General features: G+C 72.2%; 17 protein-coding genes and 2 pseudogenes. 10 read left to right on the forward strand and 9 right to left on the reverse strand.

Features of this window, described 5'->3' with window-relative positions; genetic code table 11:
* The first annotated feature begins 41 nt into the window (after positions 1-41).
* Entirely contained in the window at positions 42-1076 is a 1035-nt protein-coding gene (gene ku, locus IE241_RS30010) for a non-homologous end joining protein Ku (protein WP_229900033.1), read from the forward strand.
* 18 nt (positions 1077-1094) lie between these two features.
* Here ku and IE241_RS30015 read toward each other — a convergent pair.
* Positions 1095-3809 (reverse strand): annotated as a pseudogene (locus IE241_RS30015) (ATP-binding protein).
* A 438-nt stretch (positions 3810-4247) separates the two neighbouring features.
* On the opposite strand from IE241_RS30015, the gene IE241_RS30020 reads away from it, so the two are divergent.
* Genes IE241_RS30020 through IE241_RS30040 form a run of 5 tightly spaced genes read left to right on the forward strand, consistent with a single transcriptional unit; the run spans position 4248 to position 8600 of the window.
* Entirely contained in the window at positions 4248-5762 is a 1515-nt protein-coding gene (locus IE241_RS30020; protein WP_190025002.1) for a sensor histidine kinase, read from the forward strand.
* A gap of 25 nt (positions 5763-5787) precedes the next feature.
* The gene (locus IE241_RS30025) at positions 5788-6174 is read left to right on the forward strand and encodes a roadblock/LC7 domain-containing protein (protein WP_206329087.1); all 387 of its coding nucleotides are present in this window, start codon (positions 5788-5790) and stop codon (positions 6172-6174) included.
* Complete coding sequence (locus tag IE241_RS30030) at positions 6171-6536, forward strand: DUF742 domain-containing protein (RefSeq protein WP_030364421.1); 366 nt, start codon at positions 6171-6173, stop codon at positions 6534-6536. The genes IE241_RS30025 and IE241_RS30030 overlap by 4 nt, the downstream gene beginning before the upstream one ends.
* The gene (locus tag IE241_RS30035) at positions 6517-7155 is read left to right on the forward strand and encodes a GTP-binding protein (RefSeq protein WP_190025003.1); all 639 of its coding nucleotides are present in this window, start codon (positions 6517-6519) and stop codon (positions 7153-7155) included. Before IE241_RS30030 ends, IE241_RS30035 begins: the two co-directional genes overlap by 20 nt.
* The gene (locus IE241_RS30040; RefSeq protein ID WP_190025004.1) at positions 7152-8600 is read left to right on the forward strand and encodes a cytochrome P450; all 1449 of its coding nucleotides are present in this window, start codon (positions 7152-7154) and stop codon (positions 8598-8600) included. Before IE241_RS30035 ends, IE241_RS30040 begins: the two co-directional genes overlap by 4 nt.
* A 263-nt stretch (positions 8601-8863) precedes the next feature.
* Here IE241_RS30040 and IE241_RS34460 read toward each other — a convergent pair.
* Positions 8864-9763, reverse strand: a pseudogene (locus IE241_RS34460) (terpene synthase family protein); the annotation flags it as partial.
* Between the two features lie 250 nt (positions 9764-10013).
* On the opposite strand from IE241_RS34460, the gene lnt reads away from it, so the two are divergent.
* Complete coding sequence (gene lnt, locus IE241_RS30045; RefSeq protein ID WP_190025005.1) at positions 10014-11582, forward strand: apolipoprotein N-acyltransferase; 1569 nt, start codon at positions 10014-10016, stop codon at positions 11580-11582.
* Here lnt and IE241_RS30050 read toward each other — a convergent pair.
* Positions 11554-12459 (reverse strand): Gfo/Idh/MocA family protein, encoded by a 906-nt coding sequence (locus IE241_RS30050; protein ID WP_190025006.1) that lies wholly within the window; start codon positions 12457-12459, stop codon positions 11554-11556. The genes lnt and IE241_RS30050 overlap by 29 nt on opposite strands.
* A 106-nt stretch (positions 12460-12565) precedes the next feature.
* Between IE241_RS30050 and IE241_RS30055 the strand changes: the two genes are divergently transcribed.
* Positions 12566-13075, forward strand: a complete 510-nt coding sequence (locus tag IE241_RS30055) for a DinB family protein (protein WP_190025007.1) — start codon at positions 12566-12568, stop codon at positions 13073-13075.
* 78 nt (positions 13076-13153) lie between these two features.
* Positions 13154-13849 (forward strand): hypothetical protein, encoded by a 696-nt coding sequence (locus tag IE241_RS30060; RefSeq protein WP_190025008.1) that lies wholly within the window; start codon positions 13154-13156, stop codon positions 13847-13849.
* Between the two features lie 28 nt (positions 13850-13877).
* On the opposite strand, the gene IE241_RS30065 is transcribed toward IE241_RS30060, so the two are convergent.
* The 5 genes from IE241_RS30065 to IE241_RS30085 form a co-directional block, all read right to left on the reverse strand.
* The gene (locus IE241_RS30065; RefSeq protein WP_190025009.1) at positions 13878-14576 is read right to left on the reverse strand and encodes a uracil-DNA glycosylase; all 699 of its coding nucleotides are present in this window, start codon (positions 14574-14576) and stop codon (positions 13878-13880) included.
* Between the two features lie 100 nt (positions 14577-14676).
* Entirely contained in the window at positions 14677-15471 is a 795-nt protein-coding gene (locus IE241_RS30070) for an SDR family oxidoreductase (protein ID WP_190025010.1), read from the reverse strand.
* A gap of 14 nt (positions 15472-15485) precedes the next feature.
* Positions 15486-16247, reverse strand: a complete 762-nt coding sequence (gene fabG, locus IE241_RS30075; protein ID WP_190025011.1) for a 3-oxoacyl-ACP reductase FabG — start codon at positions 16245-16247, stop codon at positions 15486-15488.
* 140 nt (positions 16248-16387) lie between these two features.
* On the reverse strand, positions 16388-16783 hold the full coding sequence (locus tag IE241_RS30080; RefSeq protein WP_058041356.1) for a DUF3037 domain-containing protein: 396 nt from the start codon (positions 16781-16783) through the stop codon (positions 16388-16390).
* Complete coding sequence (locus IE241_RS30085; RefSeq protein ID WP_190025012.1) at positions 16780-17604, reverse strand: HipA family kinase; 825 nt, start codon at positions 17602-17604, stop codon at positions 16780-16782. The genes IE241_RS30080 and IE241_RS30085 overlap by 4 nt, the downstream gene beginning before the upstream one ends.
* Positions 17605-17699: 95 nt before the next feature.
* Between IE241_RS30085 and IE241_RS30090 the strand changes: the two genes are divergently transcribed.
* On the forward strand, positions 17700-18224 hold the full coding sequence (locus IE241_RS30090) for a Rieske (2Fe-2S) protein (protein ID WP_190025013.1): 525 nt from the start codon (positions 17700-17702) through the stop codon (positions 18222-18224).
* Positions 18225-18246: 22 nt separating this feature from the next.
* Here the strand turns inward: IE241_RS30090 and IE241_RS30095 are convergent, their stop codons facing one another.
* Positions 18247-18891 (reverse strand): cysteine hydrolase family protein, encoded by a 645-nt coding sequence (locus tag IE241_RS30095; protein ID WP_190025014.1) that lies wholly within the window; start codon positions 18889-18891, stop codon positions 18247-18249.
* Positions 18892-18974 lie beyond the last annotated feature (83 nt).

Below are 18974 nucleotides of genomic sequence, written 5' to 3' on the forward strand. Positions count from 1 at the left end.
AAGGTAGGAATTCCCCGTGGAGGGATAAAACTATGCGGACCATGTGGAAAGGTGCGATTGGCTTCGGGCTGGTGTCCGTGCCCGTCCGGCTGTACGCCGCCACCCAGGAACACGGCCTCAGACTGCACCAGGTCCACGACGAGGACGGCGGCCGGATCCACCTCAAGCGCGTCTGCGAGGCCTGCGGCGAACAGGTCGACTACGAGCACATCGCCAAGGGCTTCCAGGACGACGAGGGACACACCGCCGTCGTCACCCAGGACGAGCTGGCCGGGCTGCCGCTGCCCAGCAAGAAGCTCATCGACGTGCTCGCCTTCGTCGACGCCGACCGGATCGACCCCCTGCAGCTCACCAACGGCTACTACCTGGCGCCCGAGAGCGCGGCGGCGAACAAGCCCTACGTCCTGCTGCGCGAGACCCTCAAGCAGACCGAACGGGTGGCCGTCACCAAGATCGCGCTGCGCACCCGGGAGTCCCTGGCCCTCCTGCGGGTCCACGGCGACCTGCTCACCCTGCACACCATGTACTGGCCGGACGAGATCCGCGACAGCGCCGGCCTCGCCCCGCCCTCCTCGGTCACCGTGCGGCCTCAGGAGCTGAAGATGGCGACGAGCCTGATGGACACCCTCTCCGAGGAGTTCGACCTCGACGAGCTGGAGGACGAGTACGAGATCGCCCTGAGCGAGCTGATCGACGCCCACCTGTCCGACCGGCCGGTCCCCAGGAAGGAGACGGCACCCGCACCGGACAACGTCATCGATCTGATGGCCGCCCTCCAGGCGTCCATCGACAATGCGGCCGGGAAGACGGGGGAGAAAGCGGAGAGAGGCGCCAAGAAGGCGGCCGCATCCGGGAAATCGGCGCGGAGCACCGCAAAGAAATCCGCCGCACCGCGAAAACGCACGGCCGCCAAGAAGACGGCGGCAGCCTCCTCCACCTCCACGGGCAAGAGGGCCGCCGCTTCCTCCTCCAAGAGCGCAACGGCCAAGAGCACCACCGCCAAGAGCACCACGGCCAAGACGGCCAAGGCGGCCAAGAAGACGGCGGCCGGGAAGACCGGCCGCCGCGCTTCCTGAACCCGGCCCGCCCGGGGCTCAGTGCACGGTGTCGCCCGCCGGCTCGGCTCCTTCGCACACCGCCGACGCAAGATCGGCCCGTGCCGTCTCCACGAGCCCGTCCGCCGCGCACTGCTGGGACACTTCCAGTCCCTCGCGCAGCCGCTCGGCCGCCTCGGACAGCCGGTCGGCCCTCAGCAGCGCCGAACCGTGGGCGACGAGGGCCGCCGCGAACTCGTACTTGCACGGGGAGCGGCGCAGGTGCACGACGGCCTGACCGAGCTTCACCAGGGCCTCGTCCGGCCCGGCGACCAGGGCCGCCCGGCGCAGGGCCTCGCCGACGGCGGTGTCCGTACCGAAGCGGGCGGCATGACGGACGGCCTTGTCGGCCAGGGTGCGGGCGCGCTCGGGGTCCTCGTCCTTGAGGGCGACGGCCAGGTCGAGCGCCCAGGGAGCCCAGAGGGTGTTGTTCCGGCCGCGCTCCTCCAGCCTGCGCCCGGCGGTCTCCAGCTCCTTGATCGCCTCTTTTCTGCGGCCCTGGGCAAGCAGCAGGCGCCCGGCCAGGCACGCGGCCTCCGGCAGCACGATCGCCGGTGTGTAGGGCGGCTGGAAGCCGTTCTCCTCGGCGAAGGCCTGGGCCTAGTCGACCCGGCCGCGCGCGAGCAGGGTGTCGATCAGCAGGCAGGCGCCGTCCCAGTGGATCGGCAGGCCGGGGCCGAGGCGCTTGCCCAGCCGCAGGCCCTCGCGCAGCAGCACCTCGGCCTCGTCCAGCTCTCCGCGGCGGCGGAAGACCAGGCCGAGGAAGTCGTGCGCGAAGGCGAGGTGGCCGCCGCTCCAGCCGGAGATCTCGAAGGCCCGTACGGCCTCCTTGAAGAGCTCTTCGGCCTGGTCGAGCCGGTCGGTGTAGGCCAGGGTGATGCCGATGATGCTGGGGACCTCGAAGCCCCAGTCGGTGTTGGTCCAGCCCATGCCCTCGGCGAGCCGGCCGTCCACCAGGGCCCGCTCGGCGAACTCGACCACCTGCACGGCGTCCTCGCCGCGGATCATGCCGTCGAAGGCGCGCAGCGCCAGCAGGCTCCGCTCGGCGTTGTCGCGGCCGCGGATGCGTTCGGCGAGCTCGGCGATGCGGCGCGAGCGGCCCAGGGAGTCCTGCTCCTCCACCTGGATGCCCTGCCACAGATAGTGCGCGGCCTGCAGGCGCATCCGCCCGGGGCCCGGCGGGGTGCGCTCGGCCTGGTCCTTGACGACCGCGGCCGCCTCGCGGAGCTGGTTGTTGTGCGCGTAGGCCTGGGAGAGGCGGTAGGTGGCGTCGACGCGCAGGTCCTCGCTGAGGTGCGGCAGGGAGAGCGCCGTCCTGAGGTGGTTGACGGTGGTCGGCGGCGAGGTGAGCAGCGCGGAACAGCCGAGCTCGTAGAGGACGGCGGCCCGCTCCTCCTCGGGCGGCGGCTCCTGCAGGGCGCGCTCCAGACAGCGGCGGGCCGCATCCGGCGCGCCGACCGCCAGGTGCTCGCGGGCGGCCACGCGCAGCTGCTCGACCAGCTCGGAGTCGTGGTCGGGGTGGACCTCCAGCAGGTGCCGGGAGGCCGCGGCGGCGCCGAGCCCCGCTTCGGTGACGGACCAGGCCGCCTGCCCGTGCATGGCGGTGCGGGTGGCGGGCGGGATCGAGGCGTAGATGGCGGTGGCGATCAGCGGGTGGACGAATTCCAGGTCGATGGCGCCGGTGAGGATACGGGCGTGCCGCAGCTTGTCCGCGCACTCGGCGGCCTGGGCAGGCCCCATGCCCGCGAGGTTCGCCGCCAGGGACGGCTGGATCTCGGTGCCGAGGACGGCCGCCGCCCAGGCGAAGCGGGTGACGGCGGTGCCCAGCCGCTCCAGGCGGGACACCAGCCCGCTGCCGCGGGAGGTGGCGCCGAGGTCGCGCAGGAGGGAGGCGGACTCCTCGACCGGCTTGAGGCCGCGGTCCTGTGCCTTGGCGACCAACTCGACGGTCTCGTAGGGATTGCCGCCGGTGACGGCCCAGACCTCGCGGCAGAACGGGGCGTCGGCCTGGTCCGGGAAGGAGTCGCGCACCAGGCGGTTGACCGCTTCCGGCGTCAGGGCGCGCAGCTCCACGGGGCGGGAGCTGCGACCGGTGACCAGAGCGCGGAAGCCCGGTGCGTTCTCCGGGAGTTCCTCCGGGCGGTAGGAGATGACGGCGAGCAGCGGCGTCTCCTGCAGGCGCACGGCGAAGTAGGAGAGCCAGGTGAGCGATTCGGCGTCGGCCCAGTGGGCGTCGTCGATCATCATCACCACCGGCTCCTGCCGTGTGGCGAGTTGGGTGACGAGCCAGTCGATGCCGTCGCGCACGCCCTGGGGGTCCTGCGGACCGATCGGCGGGGCGATGCCCAGCGCGGGGCCGGCGATCTCGTACCAGCCGCCGAGCAGCTCCTTGCGGTCGCTTTCGGTCATCGGCGCCAGGAACGGCTGGAGCAGCTGGCGGACGACGTGGAAGGGGACCGGCTGCGCGGACTCGCTGCCGCGCGCGAAGAGGACGGTGCACTTGCCCGCCTCGATGGCCATCCGGCGCGTCTCGCCGAGCAACGCCGTTTTCCCCAGGCCCGCTTCGCCGCTGTAGAGCAGCAGGCCACCCAGCCGGGGCCGCCCTTCGGTCGCAGTTCCGCACAGCCTTTGCACCGCTTGTTCAGCGGCTTGCAGCTCGAGCTCCCGCTCGAACAGGGCGGCGGATGCGTTCTGTTCACGCTGATGCCCTGACATGGCGATGTCTCCCCGGAAGATGTGGTGGGGCGAGCCTAGCCCCGTCCGTGAGGCCAGGGGCAGGGTTCGGCAGACGGACCACTCGGGAGCGTGACCCTCCCCCGCCCGCCCCCGGAGCCCGTTCCGCACCACGGGCAGCATGCCCAACTTGCACCGAACACACATTCATACGATTCGTAAACCCATTCGGAATTCGAAGCGCGAGGCCATTATGGAGCCTTTCGAATTCCTACGTCAGGCCAATCTGCGAATATGACAACTTCGCGCATGAGCCCCGCGCGACCGGCTACGCTCCATGTCGCGCAGCGGGTTGTGGCGACTACTTCACGGTGCGCACAAGTGCTGCGCCGGCGCCGTTCTCCGCGGGAGACACCCGGAGAATGCCGCGCGCCGGATCCCGTTGCAGATACGCCTCCTTACAGAGTTCCGAGGATCCCGATGGTTGGTACCGGCTCGTCAGTTCAACGGCGGCCCGTCTCCGCTCTGATATGGCTGATCTCCCCCTTGGTGCTGGCCGTGTGCACGGGTACGGCGATTCTCGCCGTCGCTCCCGACGCCCGCGTGCCGGTGGCCTGGTGCGGGTCCTCGGCCACGGTCGCGGTGGCGTTGGCAAGCTCCGAGGCCGCCCGGCGGGGACGGATCATCGCCGCCTTGCGGCGGCGCTGCGCCGAGCAGGAGGCCGGCCTGCGGTACCAGCTCGACCAGCACGAGACGGAGACCCGCCGGCTGGCCAAGGAGCTGCTGCCCCGGGCCATCCACCTGCTGCAGCGCGGCGCCCCCACCGAGGTCGTGCTGCGCCACACGCTGCCCGTCCACGACCTCGAACCCGGCTACGCGGCCGCCCACCGCTCGGTGCTGAAGTCCGTCATCGAGGCCGTGCAGGCGGAGGAGGGGCTGCGTGACTCCGCGCAGCGCGCCTTCGTCAACATCGCCCGCCGCATGCAGGCCATCGTGCACCAGCAGGCCTACGACATCCGGGAGATGGAGCACAAGCACGGCAACGACCCGGACGTCTTCGGCGACCTCCTCCACCTCGACCACGGCAACGCCCTGACCGGCCGCCTCGCCGACAGCATCGCCGTCCTCGGCGGCTCCCGCCCCGGCCGCCAGTGGAAGAACGAGATCCCGCTGTACAACGTGCTCCGCGGCGCCATGTCGCGGATCCTGGAGTACCGGCGGGTCGACCTGCACTCGGTGGCCGACGTCGCCGTCGTCGGGGCCGGCGTCGAGCCGGTGATCCACGCCCTGGCCGAGCTGCTGGACAACGCCACCCGCTACTCGCCCCCGCAGACCCGGGTGCACCTGACGGCCGTGGACATCCAGTCCGGCATCGCCGTCGAGATCGAGGACGCCGGGGTCGGCCTGACCGACGAGGCGCGCCGCCGCACCGACCGCGTCCTCTCCCGCGAGGGCGCCCTCGACCTCGACGACCTCGGCGAGGCGCCGCGGCTCGGCCTCGCGGTCGTCAGCCGGCTCGCCCGCACGTACAACTTCCTGGTGTCGCTGCGGCCCTCCGCCTACGGAGGCGTCCGGGCCGTGCTGGTCATCCCCATGGACCTGATCACCGCCAGCAAGCACCCCGGCGGCGACATCGCCCGCGCCGCCAAGCTCCCGCCCATCAAGTCCAAGCGCCGCCCGGGCCAGAAGATCCCCCCGCCCGCTCCGCAGACGGCTCCGCCGATGATGGAGCACCCCATCCCGCCACCGCTCGGGGACAGCGGGCTGCCGCAGCGGCGGCGGCGGCGCGGCCCCGCGCCGCTCCCGTTCGGCCGGGGCGCGGCCGAACGGCGGGACCGGTCACCGGCCCCGCCCGCCGCGCCGGCCGCTCCGGAGGAGGCCCCCAAGCAGCCCGGGATGTGGCTGGCCGCCTTCAACCGCGGCATCAACGGGGAGTCCCTGGAGCCGGATCCCGGCCGGCCGAACAGTGATATCCCGTCAGACAAGGAAGAGTAGCCAAGTGACGCAGCCGCGGTTCAACATGGACTGGATGCTCAAGGACCTGGCAACCAGTGTTCCGCAGACCCGCCACGTGATCGTGCTGTCCTCGGACGGCCTGCGCATGGCTCAGCACGGCACCGACCCGGACGCCGCCGACCGCCTGGCCGCCGCCTGTGCCGGACTGCAGAGCCTCTCGACGGCGATCGCCGGTGAGTTCCCGCACGGGGACGGGCAGATGCGCCTGGTCGTGATCGAGGTCGACGGCGGATTCTTCTATCTGATGGCCGCCGGGGCCGGGGCCTTCCTGGCGGTGCTGGCCGACGACGACGTGGACGCCGAGCTGATGGGCATGCGGATGCGGGATCTGGTGGCCCGCATCGGTTCGCATCTCACCAGTCCGCCGCGGGTCGGCGGGTCGGTGACATGAGCACGGAGGGACCCGGCTCCCCGACGGCGCCCGGCAGCCCCGACCGGCTGTACATCCTCACCGGAGGCCAGGCCCGCGCGGAGCGCAAGACGGAGCTCGACCTGGTGACGCTGATCGTCTCCCGGTCCGAGGCCGACCCCGGGCTGCAGCCCGAGCACGCCGCCATCGTCAGGATGTGTGCCTACCCGCTCTCCGTCGCCGAGATATCGGCCTATCTGGAGCTGCCGGTCAGCACCCTGACCCTGCTGCTCACGGAGCTGGTGGCGGGCCGGCACGTGGAGGCCCGGCCGCCGGTCCCGGCGGCAGCCCTGCCCGACGTACAACTTCTGGAGGCGGTGATGAATGGACTACAGAAGCTCTGATCCCCCGGGGTTGGAGACCTATGCGGGGCCGCGCAGCGAGGACGTCCTGCCGGCCTCGGCCACCGCGGCCGTCAAGGTGGTCATCGTCGGCGGATTCGGGGTCGGCAAGACGACCCTGGTGGGCTCGGTGAGCGAGATCCGGCCGCTGACCACCGAGGAGACGATGACCCAGGCCGGTGTCGGCGTGGACGACATCGCCGGCATCGAGCACAAGACCGAGACGACCGTGGCCATGGACTTCGGCCGGATCAGCATCAACGAGCAGCTGGTGCTGTATCTGTTCGGCACGCCCGGCCAGGAGCGCTTCTGGTTCCTGTGGAACGGCCTGTTCGAGGGCGCCCTCGGTGCGGTCGTCCTCCTCGACACCCGCCGCATGGACGTCAGTTACGACGTGATCGGGCGCCTTGAGGAGAAGGGGGTGCCGTTCGTCGTCGGCGTCAACCGCTTCCCCCAGGCCCCCAGATATCCGATGGAGAAACTCCGGGCGGCCATGGACCTCGACGACTCGGTGCCCATGGTCGACTGCGACGCCCGGGACCGCGCCTCCTGCCGCGACACCCTGCTCACCCTCATGCGCTACCTCTACACGCTCACCACCGCCTCCACGGAGCACCAGTGACCCTGCCTTCCGAACGCCCCCGCACCACCTCCCCGGCCGGGCCTCCCCCGCAGTGCCCGGCACACGCGACCGGCCCCGGCGGCATCACCCGGCTCTACGGCCCCGAGGCCGAGGCCGACCCCATGGGGCTGTACGAGCGGCTCCGCCAGAAGCACGGCCAGGTGGCGCCCGTCCTGCTGCACGACGACGTCCCGGCCTGGCTCGTCCTCGGCTACCGCGAGAACCTCGACGTGGCGCGTACCCCCTCGCGCTTCTCGCGCGACTCCCGGCGGTGGATCGAGGCGCGGGAGGGCCGCGTGGCGCCGACCCACCCGCTCGCGCCGATCACCACCTGGCAGCCGATCTGCGTCTTCGCCGACGGCCAGCAGCACGAGCGCTGGCGCGGTGCCGTCAACGACAGCATCGCCCGCTTCGACAAGCGGGGCATCCGCCGCCACGTCACCCAGTACTCGAACCAGCTCGTCGACCGCTTCTGCGCCGCGGGCCGGGCCGATCTGGTGCACGAGTTCGCGGAGCAGCTGCCGATGATGGCGATGACGCAGCTGCTGGGCATGCCGGAGGCGTACAGCCCCCAGCTCGTCAATGCCGCCCGGGACATGATCAAGGGCACCGAGACGGCGATCGCGAGCAACGAGTTCGTCCAGGAGACGCTGCGCAAGCTGGTGGCGCGCAAGCGCGTCGAGCCGGGCGCCGACTTCACCAGCTGGCTGCTGGAGCACCCTGCCGGGCTGTCGGACGACGAGGTGCAGCAGCATCTGCGGTTGGTGCTGATCGCGGCCTTCGAGACCACGGCGAACCTCATCGCGAACACCCTGAAGATGGTGCTCACCGACCACCGCTTCCAGGCCTCGCTGGCCGGCGGGCACATGACGCTGCCGGATGCGGTCGAGCAGGTCCTGTGGGACGAGCCGCCGTTCATCACGATCCTGGGCCGCTGGGCGACGCAGGACACGGAGCTGGCCGGTCAGCAGATCAAGGAGGGGGACGCCCTGGTCCTGGGGCTGGCCGCCGCCAATATGGACACGGTGATCCGCCCCGATCCCGACGTCCCCGTCCACGGCAACCGCTCGCACCTGGCGTTCAGCGGCGGTCAGCACGAGTGCCCGGGCCAGGACGTCGGCCGGGCGATCGCGGGCGAGGGTATCGACGCCCTGCTGCTGCGGCTGCCCGACCTCACCCTCGCGGTGGAGGAGCCGGAGCTGACCTACCGCTCGACCCTGATGTCCCGTCACCTGACCGAGCTGCCGGTCCGGTTCACGGCGCGGGCGCCGCTGCCTCCGGAGGAGACGCCGACACCCGCGCCGGAGCCGCCGGCGCCCGCTCAGCCGGCCCGCGCCGAGCAGCCGGCCATCCCGGCGCCGCCGGTCCGGGCCGCCGCCGTGGAGACGCCCGGTTCGCGGCGGTCGTGGTGGAGGTCGCTGCGGCGCCTGCTGTGGCGGCGGTAGCAGCCGGCCTCGAGCTGGTCCCACCACCAGGCGATGGAGGGAATGGGCAAGGGCGCCGGGCTGTCGTCCGACGGGAGTGGCTTCCACCACTCCGCGCCCTCCCCGGCCCCGTAGGGGTCCAGGTAGCGGGCGCAGCCCGAGGCCCAGTCCAGGTGCCCGCGGACGAAGTGTCCCAGCGCCACCAGATAGCAGCGCAGTTCCACTCCGGCCATGGGCCAGATCTGCTCCCGTAAGCGCAGGAAGAGCGTCATGACGCGGTCGCGCATCGCCATGGCCTCTTCCTGGGCGCGGGCGGGTTCCCAGCCGCGCTCCTGGGCGAGGACGTCGATCAGGTTGAGGTTGTCACCTGCACGCTGGATCTCCTTGTTCCGTGAGTAGAAGTCGTTGTCCCAGGCGACGAGCGTCCAGGTCATCTCGGTGAGGGCCCGGACCTCGGGCCGGTCCAGGTCGCGGTCGTCGAGCTCGTAGCCTCCTGCGATGTCCATCAGGGCGGTGGAGGGTGCCATGCCGATGGCACGCATCCACATGGCGGCGTAGTCGTTCACCGACGGCAGGGCGCGGTCGCGGCGGCAGGCGGCCTCCCACACCAGGCTGGTCAGGTAGGTGCGCATGCCTTCGGTCCAGCGGCGTAGCTGGGCCGGTGTCGCGTGCTCGGCCAGCTCCAGGCGGACGGCCCGCAGCGCCGCGGCGTGGGGCGAGTCATCCGGCCACTCCGGCACCGGCGCTTCCAGGACGCGCATGATGCGTGAGGTCGCGTGCGCCAGGCCGTGGGCGCTGGCGGTCGACTCGTCGCACAGGGCGTCGTCCAGGGAGAAGAGCACGGCGTGGAGCTTGGCGACGACGGTGAGCGCTCCGGGCTGACCGTAGGGCATGGTCCGGGCCGTGAGCCCGCCGAAGTCGCACCGGACGAGGCGCTGTCGCTGGTGGGCCGAGGTGTCGAGCTGCCGCTGGAGCATCCAGTCGACCGACGCGCGGTCGATCTCCCGGACGCACGGGTGCACCGCCGGCGGTATCGGGCAGTAGAAGGGCACGTTCTCCAAGGGCTGTACTGATATGCGATCTCGCACGCCCGTCACGGCGCCTCCCCAGGCCGGCTCGCAGCGATCCTGTCCACTTTTGCGCGGTACCTGCCCAGGGTGGACCGGGGATAACCCGCGGCGCATACCCGGTCACACCTTTCCAGCGCGGGACGGAAGGCTCACTTCGGATCGTTTCTGACCGGACCCGGCCAAAAGAGCTTTTCCCATGAGAGGCGACGGTGGAATATTGCACCCCGATGTCGGAGTTTTTTCCCCATGATCCTCCGCTGTTCGAAAACATAAGGGTTTGGCCGGATCTCGCTCACGCGTCACGCGGACGAATGATCGACGATCTACGACGGCCGGCGACCGTTCGGGCCCAGGGAGGCACGCCATGACGACGCAACCGCCGGACGGCCCGTACGCCCGGCTGCTGACCCGGCCCTGGCCACGGGCGGCTGCGGCAGTGGGGGCGGGAGCGCTGCCCGCCCTCACGTTTCCCACGCCTTCGCTGTGGTGGCTGGCCTACGTGGCTCTCGTGCCCTGGCTGTCCCTGATCCGTACGGCGCCGGGCGCGCGGCGGGCGGCGCTCGACGGCTGGCTCGGCGGTGGCGGATTCCTGCTCGCCGTGCACCACTGGCTGCTGCCGAGCCTGCACGTCTTCATCCTGGTGCTGGCCGCGCTGCTGGGGCTGTTGTGGGCGCCGTGGGGCGTGCTGGTCAAGCGGCTGCTGGGCGGTTCCCCGGGGCCCGCGCGGGCCGCCGCGGCCCTCGTGGTCATCCCTTCCGGCTGGTTGATGGTCGAACTTGCCCGTTCATGGGAGTATTTGGGCGGACCGTGGGGTCTGTTCGGGGCGAGCCAGTGGCAGGTGGCACCGGCCCTGAAGCTCGCTTCAACGGGTGGGATCTGGCTGGTTAGTTTCCTCCTCGTGGCCCTCAACACCGCCGTTTCCACGGTCATTTGGGCTTCTCGCGCGCGTATCACCGGACTAGTCGGTCTGGTCTGCTGCGCAGCGGTCGTCGCCGGGGTGTGGGTGTGGGCGCCTTCGCCGCGCGCTGCGGGCACCGTCCGGATCGCGCTCGTGCAGCCGGGCGTCGTCGACGGGGCGGGCAACGTCCAACGGCGGTTCGACCGCCAGGAGGAGCTCACCAGGAAGCTGGCCGGGCAGCGGGTGGACCTCGTCGTATGGGGCGAGAGCAGCGTGGGCGACGATCTCGTGCAGCGCCCCGACCTGCGGAACCGGCTTACGGCGCTCTCCCGCGCGGTGGGCGCGGACCTCCTCGTCAACGTCGACGCGCGCCGCTCGGACCGGCCCGGCATCTTCAAGAGTTCCGTGCTCGTCGGCCCCGGCGGCCCGACCGGCGACCGCTACGACAAGATGCGGCTCGTGCCGTTCGGGGAGTACGTGCCGGCGCGGTCGGTTCTCGGCTGGGCGACGTCGGTGGGCAAGGCGGCCGGCGAGGACCGCAGGCGCGGCGAACGCCCCGTGGTGATGCGGCTGCCCGCTTCCCCCTCCGCCCCGGCGGGCCTGCGGATCGGTCCGCTGGTGTGCTTCGAGTCGGCCTTTCCCGACATGAGCCGGCAGCTGGCGCGCGACGGCGCCCAGGTGATCGTGGCGCAGTCCTCCACCTCGACGTTCCAGCACAGCTGGGCCCCGCCGCAGCACGCCTCGCTCGCCGCGCTGCGGGCCGCCGAGAGCTGGCGGCCGGTGGTGCACGCGACGCTGACGGGGGTGAGCACGGTCGCCGGTCCGCGGGGCCGGGCGGCCGGAACCCCGCTCGGCACCGACCGCAGCGCCTCCGCCGTGTACGAGGTGCCGCTGGCCCGCGGCACGAGCCCCTACGTCCGGTACGGGGACTGGATCGTCCTGGCGTCCTTTGCAGTGATCGTCTGCACGTGCGCCGCCGAGGGCGTCCGTCTGGTGCGACGTCGTGTCAGGAAGCCTGCTGCAGAGCGTCGTTGACGATGCGCTCGCACAGCTCGTGGGTGAGCAGCGCGTCCTCGGCGTCGAGCAGCTTGCCCGCCTGCACCGCGTCGAGGAAGGCGAGGACGGTCTGCTCGATGCCGCGCTGCCGGGAGACGGGCACCCAGTCGCCGCGCCTGCGGACGCTGGGCTGTCCCTTGTGGTCGATCACCTCGGAGAGGTTGAGGACCTGCCGCTTGGTGTCCTGCCCGGAGACCTCCAGGATCTCCTCGGTGGAGCCGCTCATCCGGTTCATGGAGCCGATGGCCGTGAAGCCGTCGCCGGAGAGCTGGAGCACGACGTGGTGCATGAGGCCGTCGCGGACGCGGGCGCGCACGTCCACGTGCTCGACGGGCCCGGGGACGAGGAAGCGCAGGGTGTCGACGACGTGAATGAAGTCGTCGAGCACGAGGGTGCGCGGGTCCTCGGCCAGCCCGACGCGGTTCTTCTGCATCAGGATCAGGTCGCGCGGGTGGTCCAGGCACTGGGTGTAGGACGGCGCGTAGCGGCGGTTGAAGCCGACCATCAGGCTGACGCCCCGCTCCCGGGCGAGGCGCACGAGCCGCTCGCTGGTGGCGAGCTCGTAGGCGAGGGGCTTGTCGACGTAGACCGGAACGCCGGCTTCGAGGAGGCGGGTGACGAGCTCGGGGTGGGCCGCGGTCGCGGCGTGGACGAAGGCGGCGTCGAGGCCCGCCGCGAGCAGCGCGTCGAGGTCGGTGTGGCGCTGGGCCCCGGGGATGCGGTGGGCGTCGGCGACGCGCGCGAGCGTGGCGGGGGTGCGGGTGTGGAGGTGGAGTTCGAGGCCGGGCCGGGTGGCGAGCACCGGAAGGTAGGCCTTCTGTGCGATGTCTCCGAGCCCGATGCAGCCGACCTTCACAGTGCCTCCCTGGTACGTGCCTTCGTTTGGGAAGCATACGGGCGTACGGAAGGGCGCCGGCGAAAACCTCTGGCGCGGGCGGCACGGGGACGCCAGGATGACCGCCATGATCGTTCCTGAGCGTCCCCAGCCCCCCACCGTCTCCGACGAGCGCACCAGCCTGGAGAGCTGGCTCGACTTCCACCGCGCCACGCTGGCCCTCAAGTGCGCGGGCCTGGACGAGGCGCAGCTGCGCGAGGCCTCCGCGCCGCCGTCCTCGATGAGCCTCATGGGTCTCGTCCGGCACATGGCCGACGTCGAGCGCAGCTGGTTCCGCCGGTGTCTGGCCCGCGAGGAGGCCGGGCCGATCTACTACTCCGACGAGGATCCGGACCGGGACCTGGAGGTCACGGAGGCGGACGGCTGGGAGGAGGCCTACGCCACCTGGCAGGCGGAGATCGCCGCGGCCCGGGAGGCGGCGCGCGGGCGCTCGCTGGACGACCGCGGCTTCGCCCCGCACCGCAACAAGGAATTCGACCTGCGGTGGATCTACATGCACATGATCGAGGAGTACGCGCGCCACAACGGCCACGCCGACCTCATCCGTGAGCGGATCGACGGGGCGACCGGCGCCTGAGCCATGCCGGACGCATGATCGCACATCACCCGTGCGGGTAATTCCCAATGCGGACGACCGCACAGCAGAGTTGAGCGAGTGCATCGACTGCCTGCAGTGACGGTCATGGCGGCGGTGGCGATGGCGGCCGCCGGGTGTGTGTCCGTCTCCCAGCCGCCCGCCTCCCACTCCCCGCCCCGCCCGCCGGGCCACTCCCGGACGGGCGAGCTCCTGCCCGGTCCCGCCCGCGAGGATCTGATCACCACGGGTCCCGACGGAGCGCCCGTGCCCACGGCTCCCGGGCAGGACCCGAGAGCCGCCACGGCCGGGGGCGCATCGGGCCCGGAGGGCGCGATCACCCCCTCCGGCCGCTCCGGCGCCGGGGACCACCACGACCGGGCGGATCCCTACGGCTTCGGCGACGCCCCGGAGCTGCGGCCGTCCGACGGCGAAGCGGAGCCGTCGCGCTCCTCCGGCTTCCCGCGGATCTCGCACCCGCCCCGGAGGGCGGGCCGCCCGTGGGCCTCGCCGGACCGGCCCGCATCCCCGGACCTCAGCCCGTCCTTCCCGCGGAGCGAGGTGCCCTCCTCGCCGTCGGAGCAGCGCACCGCCGACTCCCCGCCCGCATCCGCTTCCCGCCGGGAAGCGCCGCCGCCCGCGCAGGCGCCGCCACCGGCGCAGGCGCCCGCACCCCGTGCCCGTAACAACAATGTCTGCGCGCTGGGCCGGCAGCACGGGCGCTGGCAGCAGGGCGGCGACGCGTCACGGATCTGCGACTCGGTGTACGGGCACTGACGCACCGCCGCGGGGCGGCCGGGCGCGGTCAGACGGCCGGCACGGCCGCCAGGTCGGGGATGCGCCAGTCGATGGGCTCGTGGCCCTGGGCCGCGACCGCCTCGTTGATCTGGCTGAAGGGTCGGCTGCCGAAGAACTTCTTCGCCGACAGCGGCGACGGGTGGGCGCCCTTGACCACGACGTGCCGGCTCTCGTCGATCAGGGGCAGCTTCTTCTGGGCGTAGTTGCCCCAGAGCACGAAGACGGCCGGGTCGGGCCGGGACGCCACGGCGCGGATGACCGCGTCGGTGAACTTCTCCCAGCCCTTGCCCTTGTGGGAATTGGGCTCCCCGCCACGGACCGTCAGCACGGCGTTGAGCAGCAGGACGCCCTGCTCGGCCCACGGCTGGAGATAGCCGTTGTCCGGGACGTCATAGCCGAGCTCCTCGCGCATCTCCTTGTAGATGTTGCGCAGGGAGGGCGGGGTCTTCACGCCGGGGCGGACGGAGAAGCACAGGCCGTGGCCCTGGCCCGCGCCGTGGTAGGGGTCCTGGCCGAGGATGAGGACCTTGACCTGGTCGTACGGGGTGGCTTCCAGGGCTGCGAAGACCTCCCCGCGCGGCGGGTACACCGGCGCCTTCGTGCGCTCCTCCTCCACGAAGTCGGTGAGCTCCTTGAAGTAGGGCTTGTCCAGCTCCTCGGCGAGGACACCGTGCCAGGACTGGGGCAGCACGTCGGTGACGGTCACGTCAACAACCTCCGGGGTTCGTTCCGTTCTCGTGGAAGAACTTACCGGCGACCACTGACAACGGCCGCCGCCCGCCCCCGCACCCGGTGCCGCCCCGGCCTCAGAACCCCGCGTTCAGGAAGATCCCGCCGTCCACGACGAGGGTCTGCCCGGTGATCCACCCCGCGTCGTCCGAGAGCAGGAACGCGGCCGCTCCCCCGATGTCCTCGGGGACGCCGAGGCGGCCGAGCGGGTACGAGGCCACGACCTCCTCCTCGCGCCCCTCGTAGAGGGCGGCGGCGAACTTCGTCTTGACGACGGCCGGCGCGATGGAGTTGACCCGCACCCCCGGGGCGAACTCGTGCGCGAGCTGCAGCGTGAGGTTGACCATCGCGGCCTTGCTCATGCCGTACGCCCCGACGAACGGGGAGGCGGAGATCCCGGCGACGGAGGCGATATTGACGATCGCACCGCCGTGGTCCTTCTGCCACGCCCGCCACGTCTGCTGCGCGAAGCCGAGGGCGGAGATCACATTGGTCTCGAAGACCTTGCGGGCGACGCCGAGGTCGAGCTCCGCCATGGGGCCGAACACGGGGTTCGTCCCGGCGTTGTTGACCAGGTAGTCGATGCGGCCGAACTCCTCCATCGCGTGCTGCACGGCGGCGGCCTGGTGGGCCTCGTCGTGGGCCTTGCCCGCGATGCCGATCGCCCGGCCCGCGCCGAGCGACTCCACGGCCTGCTTGAGGGCGTCCTCGTTGCGGCCGGTGATCACGACGCGGTCGCCGCGGGCGACGAGCGCCTGCGCGATGCCGTAGCCGATGCCGCGGCTCGCGCCGGTGACGAGGGCGACCCTGCCGGTGTCCTGCCGCCCGGCCTGCCCCCGCTGCTCCTGCTCCTGCTCCTGCTGTGCAGTCATCTCCGTGCTTCCTGTCAGTTGAGCGGTCCGCCGGCCACGTACAGCACCTGTCCCGAGACGAAGCCCGCCTCCTCGCCGGTGAAGAAGGCGACGGCGTTGGCGATGTCCTCGGGCTCGCCCACGCGCTCCACCGGGATCTGCGTCGCCGCGGCGGCCTTGAAGTCCTCGAAGGTCATGCCGAGGCGGGCCGCGGTGGCGGCCGTCATCTCGGTGGCGATGAAGCCGGGGGCGACGGAGTTGGCGGTGATGCCGAACTTCCCGAGCTCCTTGGCGAGCGACTTGGTCAGGCCCTGCACGCCGGCCTTGGCGGCGGCGTAGTTGGCCTGGCCGCGGTTGCCGAGGGCGGAGCTGCTGGAGAGGTTGACTATGCGGCCGAAGCGCGCGTCCACCATGTGCTTCTGGCAGGCGCGCGACATCAGGAACGCGCCCCGCAGGTGCACGCTCATGACGGTGTCCCAGTCGCTCTCGCTCATCTTGAACAGCAGGTTGTCACGGGTCACGCCCGCGTTGTTGACGAGGATGAGCGGCGCGCCCAGCTCGGCGGCGATCCGGGTGACGGCGGCGTCCACCCGGTCGGCGTCGGAGACGTCGCAGCCGACGGCGAGGGCCCGGCCGCCCGCCGCGGTGATCTGCTCGACGGTGCCCGCGCAGGCCTCCTCGTCGAGGTCGAGGACGGCGACCGCGCGGCCCTCCCGGGCCAGGCGCAGGGCGGTCGCGGCGCCGATGCCGCGGGCCGCGCCCGTGACGACGGCCACGCGCTGCTCGGACTCAGGCATACGGGGATCTCCTCACCTCGAAGGCGGCCCGCCCGCCCGGCGCCCGGCCGGACGGGTGAGCAACCGCTTAGTAGCTTCGGCGGATCAGACGCTAGAAGCCCCGCCACCCGCTGTCAACGCCTTCCCGCACGCCTTGCACCTCACCTCACCAGCAGGTCCAGCAGCCGCTCCGGCTCGCTCTCCGGATCCGCCGTCAGGCCGGCGTGCACGGGGCCGGGCTGTACGACCGTACTGCGGGGAGCGATCAGCCAGCGGAAGCGGCGCCCCGGGTCGTCCCCGGCGGCCTGCCCGGCGCGCTCCCCGCCGAGGCAGACGCCCTCGACGGCGCAGAGCGCGGCGCGCACGCCCGCCACGTCCGCCGTCGGGTCGAGGGCCAGCAGCCGCGCCTCGTCCAGGTGGACGCGGGCGGCGACGTAGCCCTTGGCCTGGCAGTAGACGACGACCCCGGCGTTGATCTGCTCACCGCGCTCGACGCGCGGGACGACCCGCAGCAGCGCGTACTCGAATACTTCGCGTCCGTTGTGGCGCCCGGTCACGTCCCGGCCCTTCCGTCGAGCCTGACACGCACCCACTCCGGCGCCTGCGAGGGCTTGTCCTTGCTGCGTTCGCCGACCGTGATCCGGTCGCCGATGCCCTTCGCCCGCTCCAGCAGCACCTCGACGTAGGCCCGGCGCACCGCGTCGGGGCCGTCGAAGCCCGGCTCGTCCGCGAGCCACTCGTCGGGCACGTCGGCGGCGACCTCGGTCAGCAGTTCCTCGGTGACGCGCGGCGCGAGCTCGGCCGCGGCCGCGGCGAGGTCCGGGCCGAAGGTGGCGAGGACGTGGTCGGAGGCGTCGTAGGCCTTGCCCGCGGCCGCGGCCGCACCCGGCCAGTTGTGGTGCCAGATCATGGTGGCGCCGTGGTCGATGAGCCACAGCTCGCCGTGCCACACGAGCAGGTTCGGGTTGCGCCAGGAGCGGTCGACGTTGTTGATGAGCGCGTCGAACCAGATCACACGGCCGGCCTCGGCCGCGCCGACCTCGAAGGCGAGCGGGTCGAAGCCGAGCGCGCCGGGCAGGAAGTCCATGGCGAGGTTGAGCCCGCCGCTGGCCTTGAGCAGCCCTTGCACCTCCTGGTCCGGCTCGCCGCGGCCGATGACCGGGTCGAGCTGGATGCGTGCCAGGTCCGGGACGCGCAGGCCGAGGGCGCGGCCGAGCTGTCCGCAGACGACCTCGGCGACCAGCGTCTTGCGGCCCTGACCCGCACCGGTGAATTTCATGACGTACGTACCGAGATCGTCGGCCTCGACGATGCCGGGGAGCGAGCCGCCCTCACGCAACGGTGTCACGTATCGGGTGGCTGTGACTTCGGGGAGCATTGCCCCAGGCTACTGGGGGGCTTCGGCAGCCCTTTGAACGCGGGCGGCACCGGCTCCGTACGACTGCCTGAACCTGCACGTTCAGAGGAGCGAACATGAACCACACGTCACGGACCGCTTCCCCCGCTTCCGCCGGATCCACGGCACCCACCGGCTCCACGGACTCCACCAGTCCCGCCGCCTCCCGGGCCCCGCGCGGCTCGACCCGCCGCAGCGTCGTCGCGGCGGCGGGGGCCGCCGGTCTCGTCACCGTGCTCGCCGCGTGCGGCGGAGGGGGCGGCGACAACGAGGACAAGGGCCAGGCCGAGGACAAGGGCCAGGGCAAGGACAAGGAAGGGGAGCTCGGGAAGGTCTCGGACATCCCCGAGGGCGGCGGCAAGGTCTTCGCGGACCGGAAAGTGGTGGTGACCCAGCCGGCCAAGGGCGAGTTCAAGGCCTTCTCGGCGGTCTGCACCCACCAGGGGTGCCTGGTCAAGGAGGTCTCCGGGGGCACCATCAACTGTCCCTGCCACGGGAGCAGGTTCGCCGTCGCGGACGGCAGCGTGAAGGGCGGCCCGGCGCCGCGGCCGCTCCCCGAGGAGCAGGTCTCGGTCCACGACGGCTCGCTGCACCTGGGGTGAGCCCGGGCGCCGCAGCCCTGCGTCAGCCGCTCCGGGGCGTGCTCCGCCAGCCGCGCAGGACGGCCTCGGCCGTGGTGACGGTGGCGACGAGCGCCAGGGTGTGGCTGACCATGGCGGCGGTGTAGTCCGCGGGCACGCCGGCGATGGCGTCGGCGGGGACGACGGCCGTGTAGCCGAGGTTGACGGCGTCGAAGACGGTGTTGGGGACGGCCACGTTGGCCGAGACGCCGGTGACGACGAGGGTGCGGCAGCCGAGGTTGCGCAGGAGGGCGTCCACGCCCGTGCCCGCCAGCGGCGAGAGCCCGTGCAGCCGCCGGACGACGAGGTCCGCGTCGCCGACCGGGATCGGGTCGGCGACGCGGACCGCGCGGGTACCGGTCAGCTGCTGTACGGGCAGCCGCTCGGCCGCACGGAACAGGCGGGCGTTGCGGCTGGCGCCGCGGCCGTCGGGGCGGCGCTCGGCGATGGCGTGCACGACCTGGACGCCCGCGTCGTGCGCGCCCGCGACCAGGCGGGCGATGTTCACGAGGGCGCCGGAGGCGCGGGCGGCGGCCGCGAGCTCGGGCAGGGCGCTGTCGGGGCCGACGACGCCGCTCTGGCACTCGACGGTGAGCAGCACGGTCGTCGCGGGGTCGAGCCGCTCGGCGGGCGGATCCGGCGGCGCCATGCTGGTCGCTCCCTCCTGGGGCCGGTGTCCGGCGGGTGAGGGCCGGGCCGCGTGAGGGTAACGGGCATTGCGCCGGAGGGGGA

It is taken from the genome of Streptomyces hiroshimensis (genome assembly GCF_014650335.1).
In the GTDB taxonomy this organism is placed as follows: domain Bacteria; phylum Actinomycetota; class Actinomycetes; order Streptomycetales; family Streptomycetaceae; genus Streptomyces; species Streptomyces hiroshimensis.

Bases quoted from the DNA above. Each gene is read 5' to 3' on its own strand.
- ku (WP_229900033.1), top strand. From the start codon at position 42: ATGTGGAAAGGTGCGATTGGCTTCGGGCTGGTGTCCGTGCCCGTCCGG.
- IE241_RS30020 (WP_190025002.1), top strand. From the start codon at position 4,248: ATGGTTGGTACCGGCTCGTCAGTTCAACGGCGGCCCGTCTCCGCTCTG.
- IE241_RS30025 (WP_206329087.1), top strand. From the start codon at position 5,788: ATGGACTGGATGCTCAAGGACCTGGCAACCAGTGTTCCGCAGACCCGC.
- IE241_RS30030 (WP_030364421.1), top strand. From the start codon at position 6,171: ATGAGCACGGAGGGACCCGGCTCCCCGACGGCGCCCGGCAGCCCCGAC.
- IE241_RS30035 (WP_190025003.1), top strand. From the start codon at position 6,517: ATGGACTACAGAAGCTCTGATCCCCCGGGGTTGGAGACCTATGCGGGG.
- lnt (WP_190025005.1), top strand. From the start codon at position 10,014: ATGACGACGCAACCGCCGGACGGCCCGTACGCCCGGCTGCTGACCCGG.
- IE241_RS30055 (WP_190025007.1), top strand. From the start codon at position 12,566: ATGATCGTTCCTGAGCGTCCCCAGCCCCCCACCGTCTCCGACGAGCGC.
- IE241_RS30070 (WP_190025010.1), bottom strand. From the start codon at position 15,471: ATGACTGCACAGCAGGAGCAGGAGCAGGAGCAGCGGGGGCAGGCCGGG.
- fabG (WP_190025011.1), bottom strand. From the start codon at position 16,247: ATGCCTGAGTCCGAGCAGCGCGTGGCCGTCGTCACGGGCGCGGCCCGC.
- IE241_RS30085 (WP_190025012.1), bottom strand. From the start codon at position 17,604: ATGCTCCCCGAAGTCACAGCCACCCGATACGTGACACCGTTGCGTGAG.
- IE241_RS30090 (WP_190025013.1), top strand. From the start codon at position 17,700: ATGAACCACACGTCACGGACCGCTTCCCCCGCTTCCGCCGGATCCACG.
- IE241_RS30095 (WP_190025014.1), bottom strand. From the start codon at position 18,891: ATGGCGCCGCCGGATCCGCCCGCCGAGCGGCTCGACCCCGCGACGACC.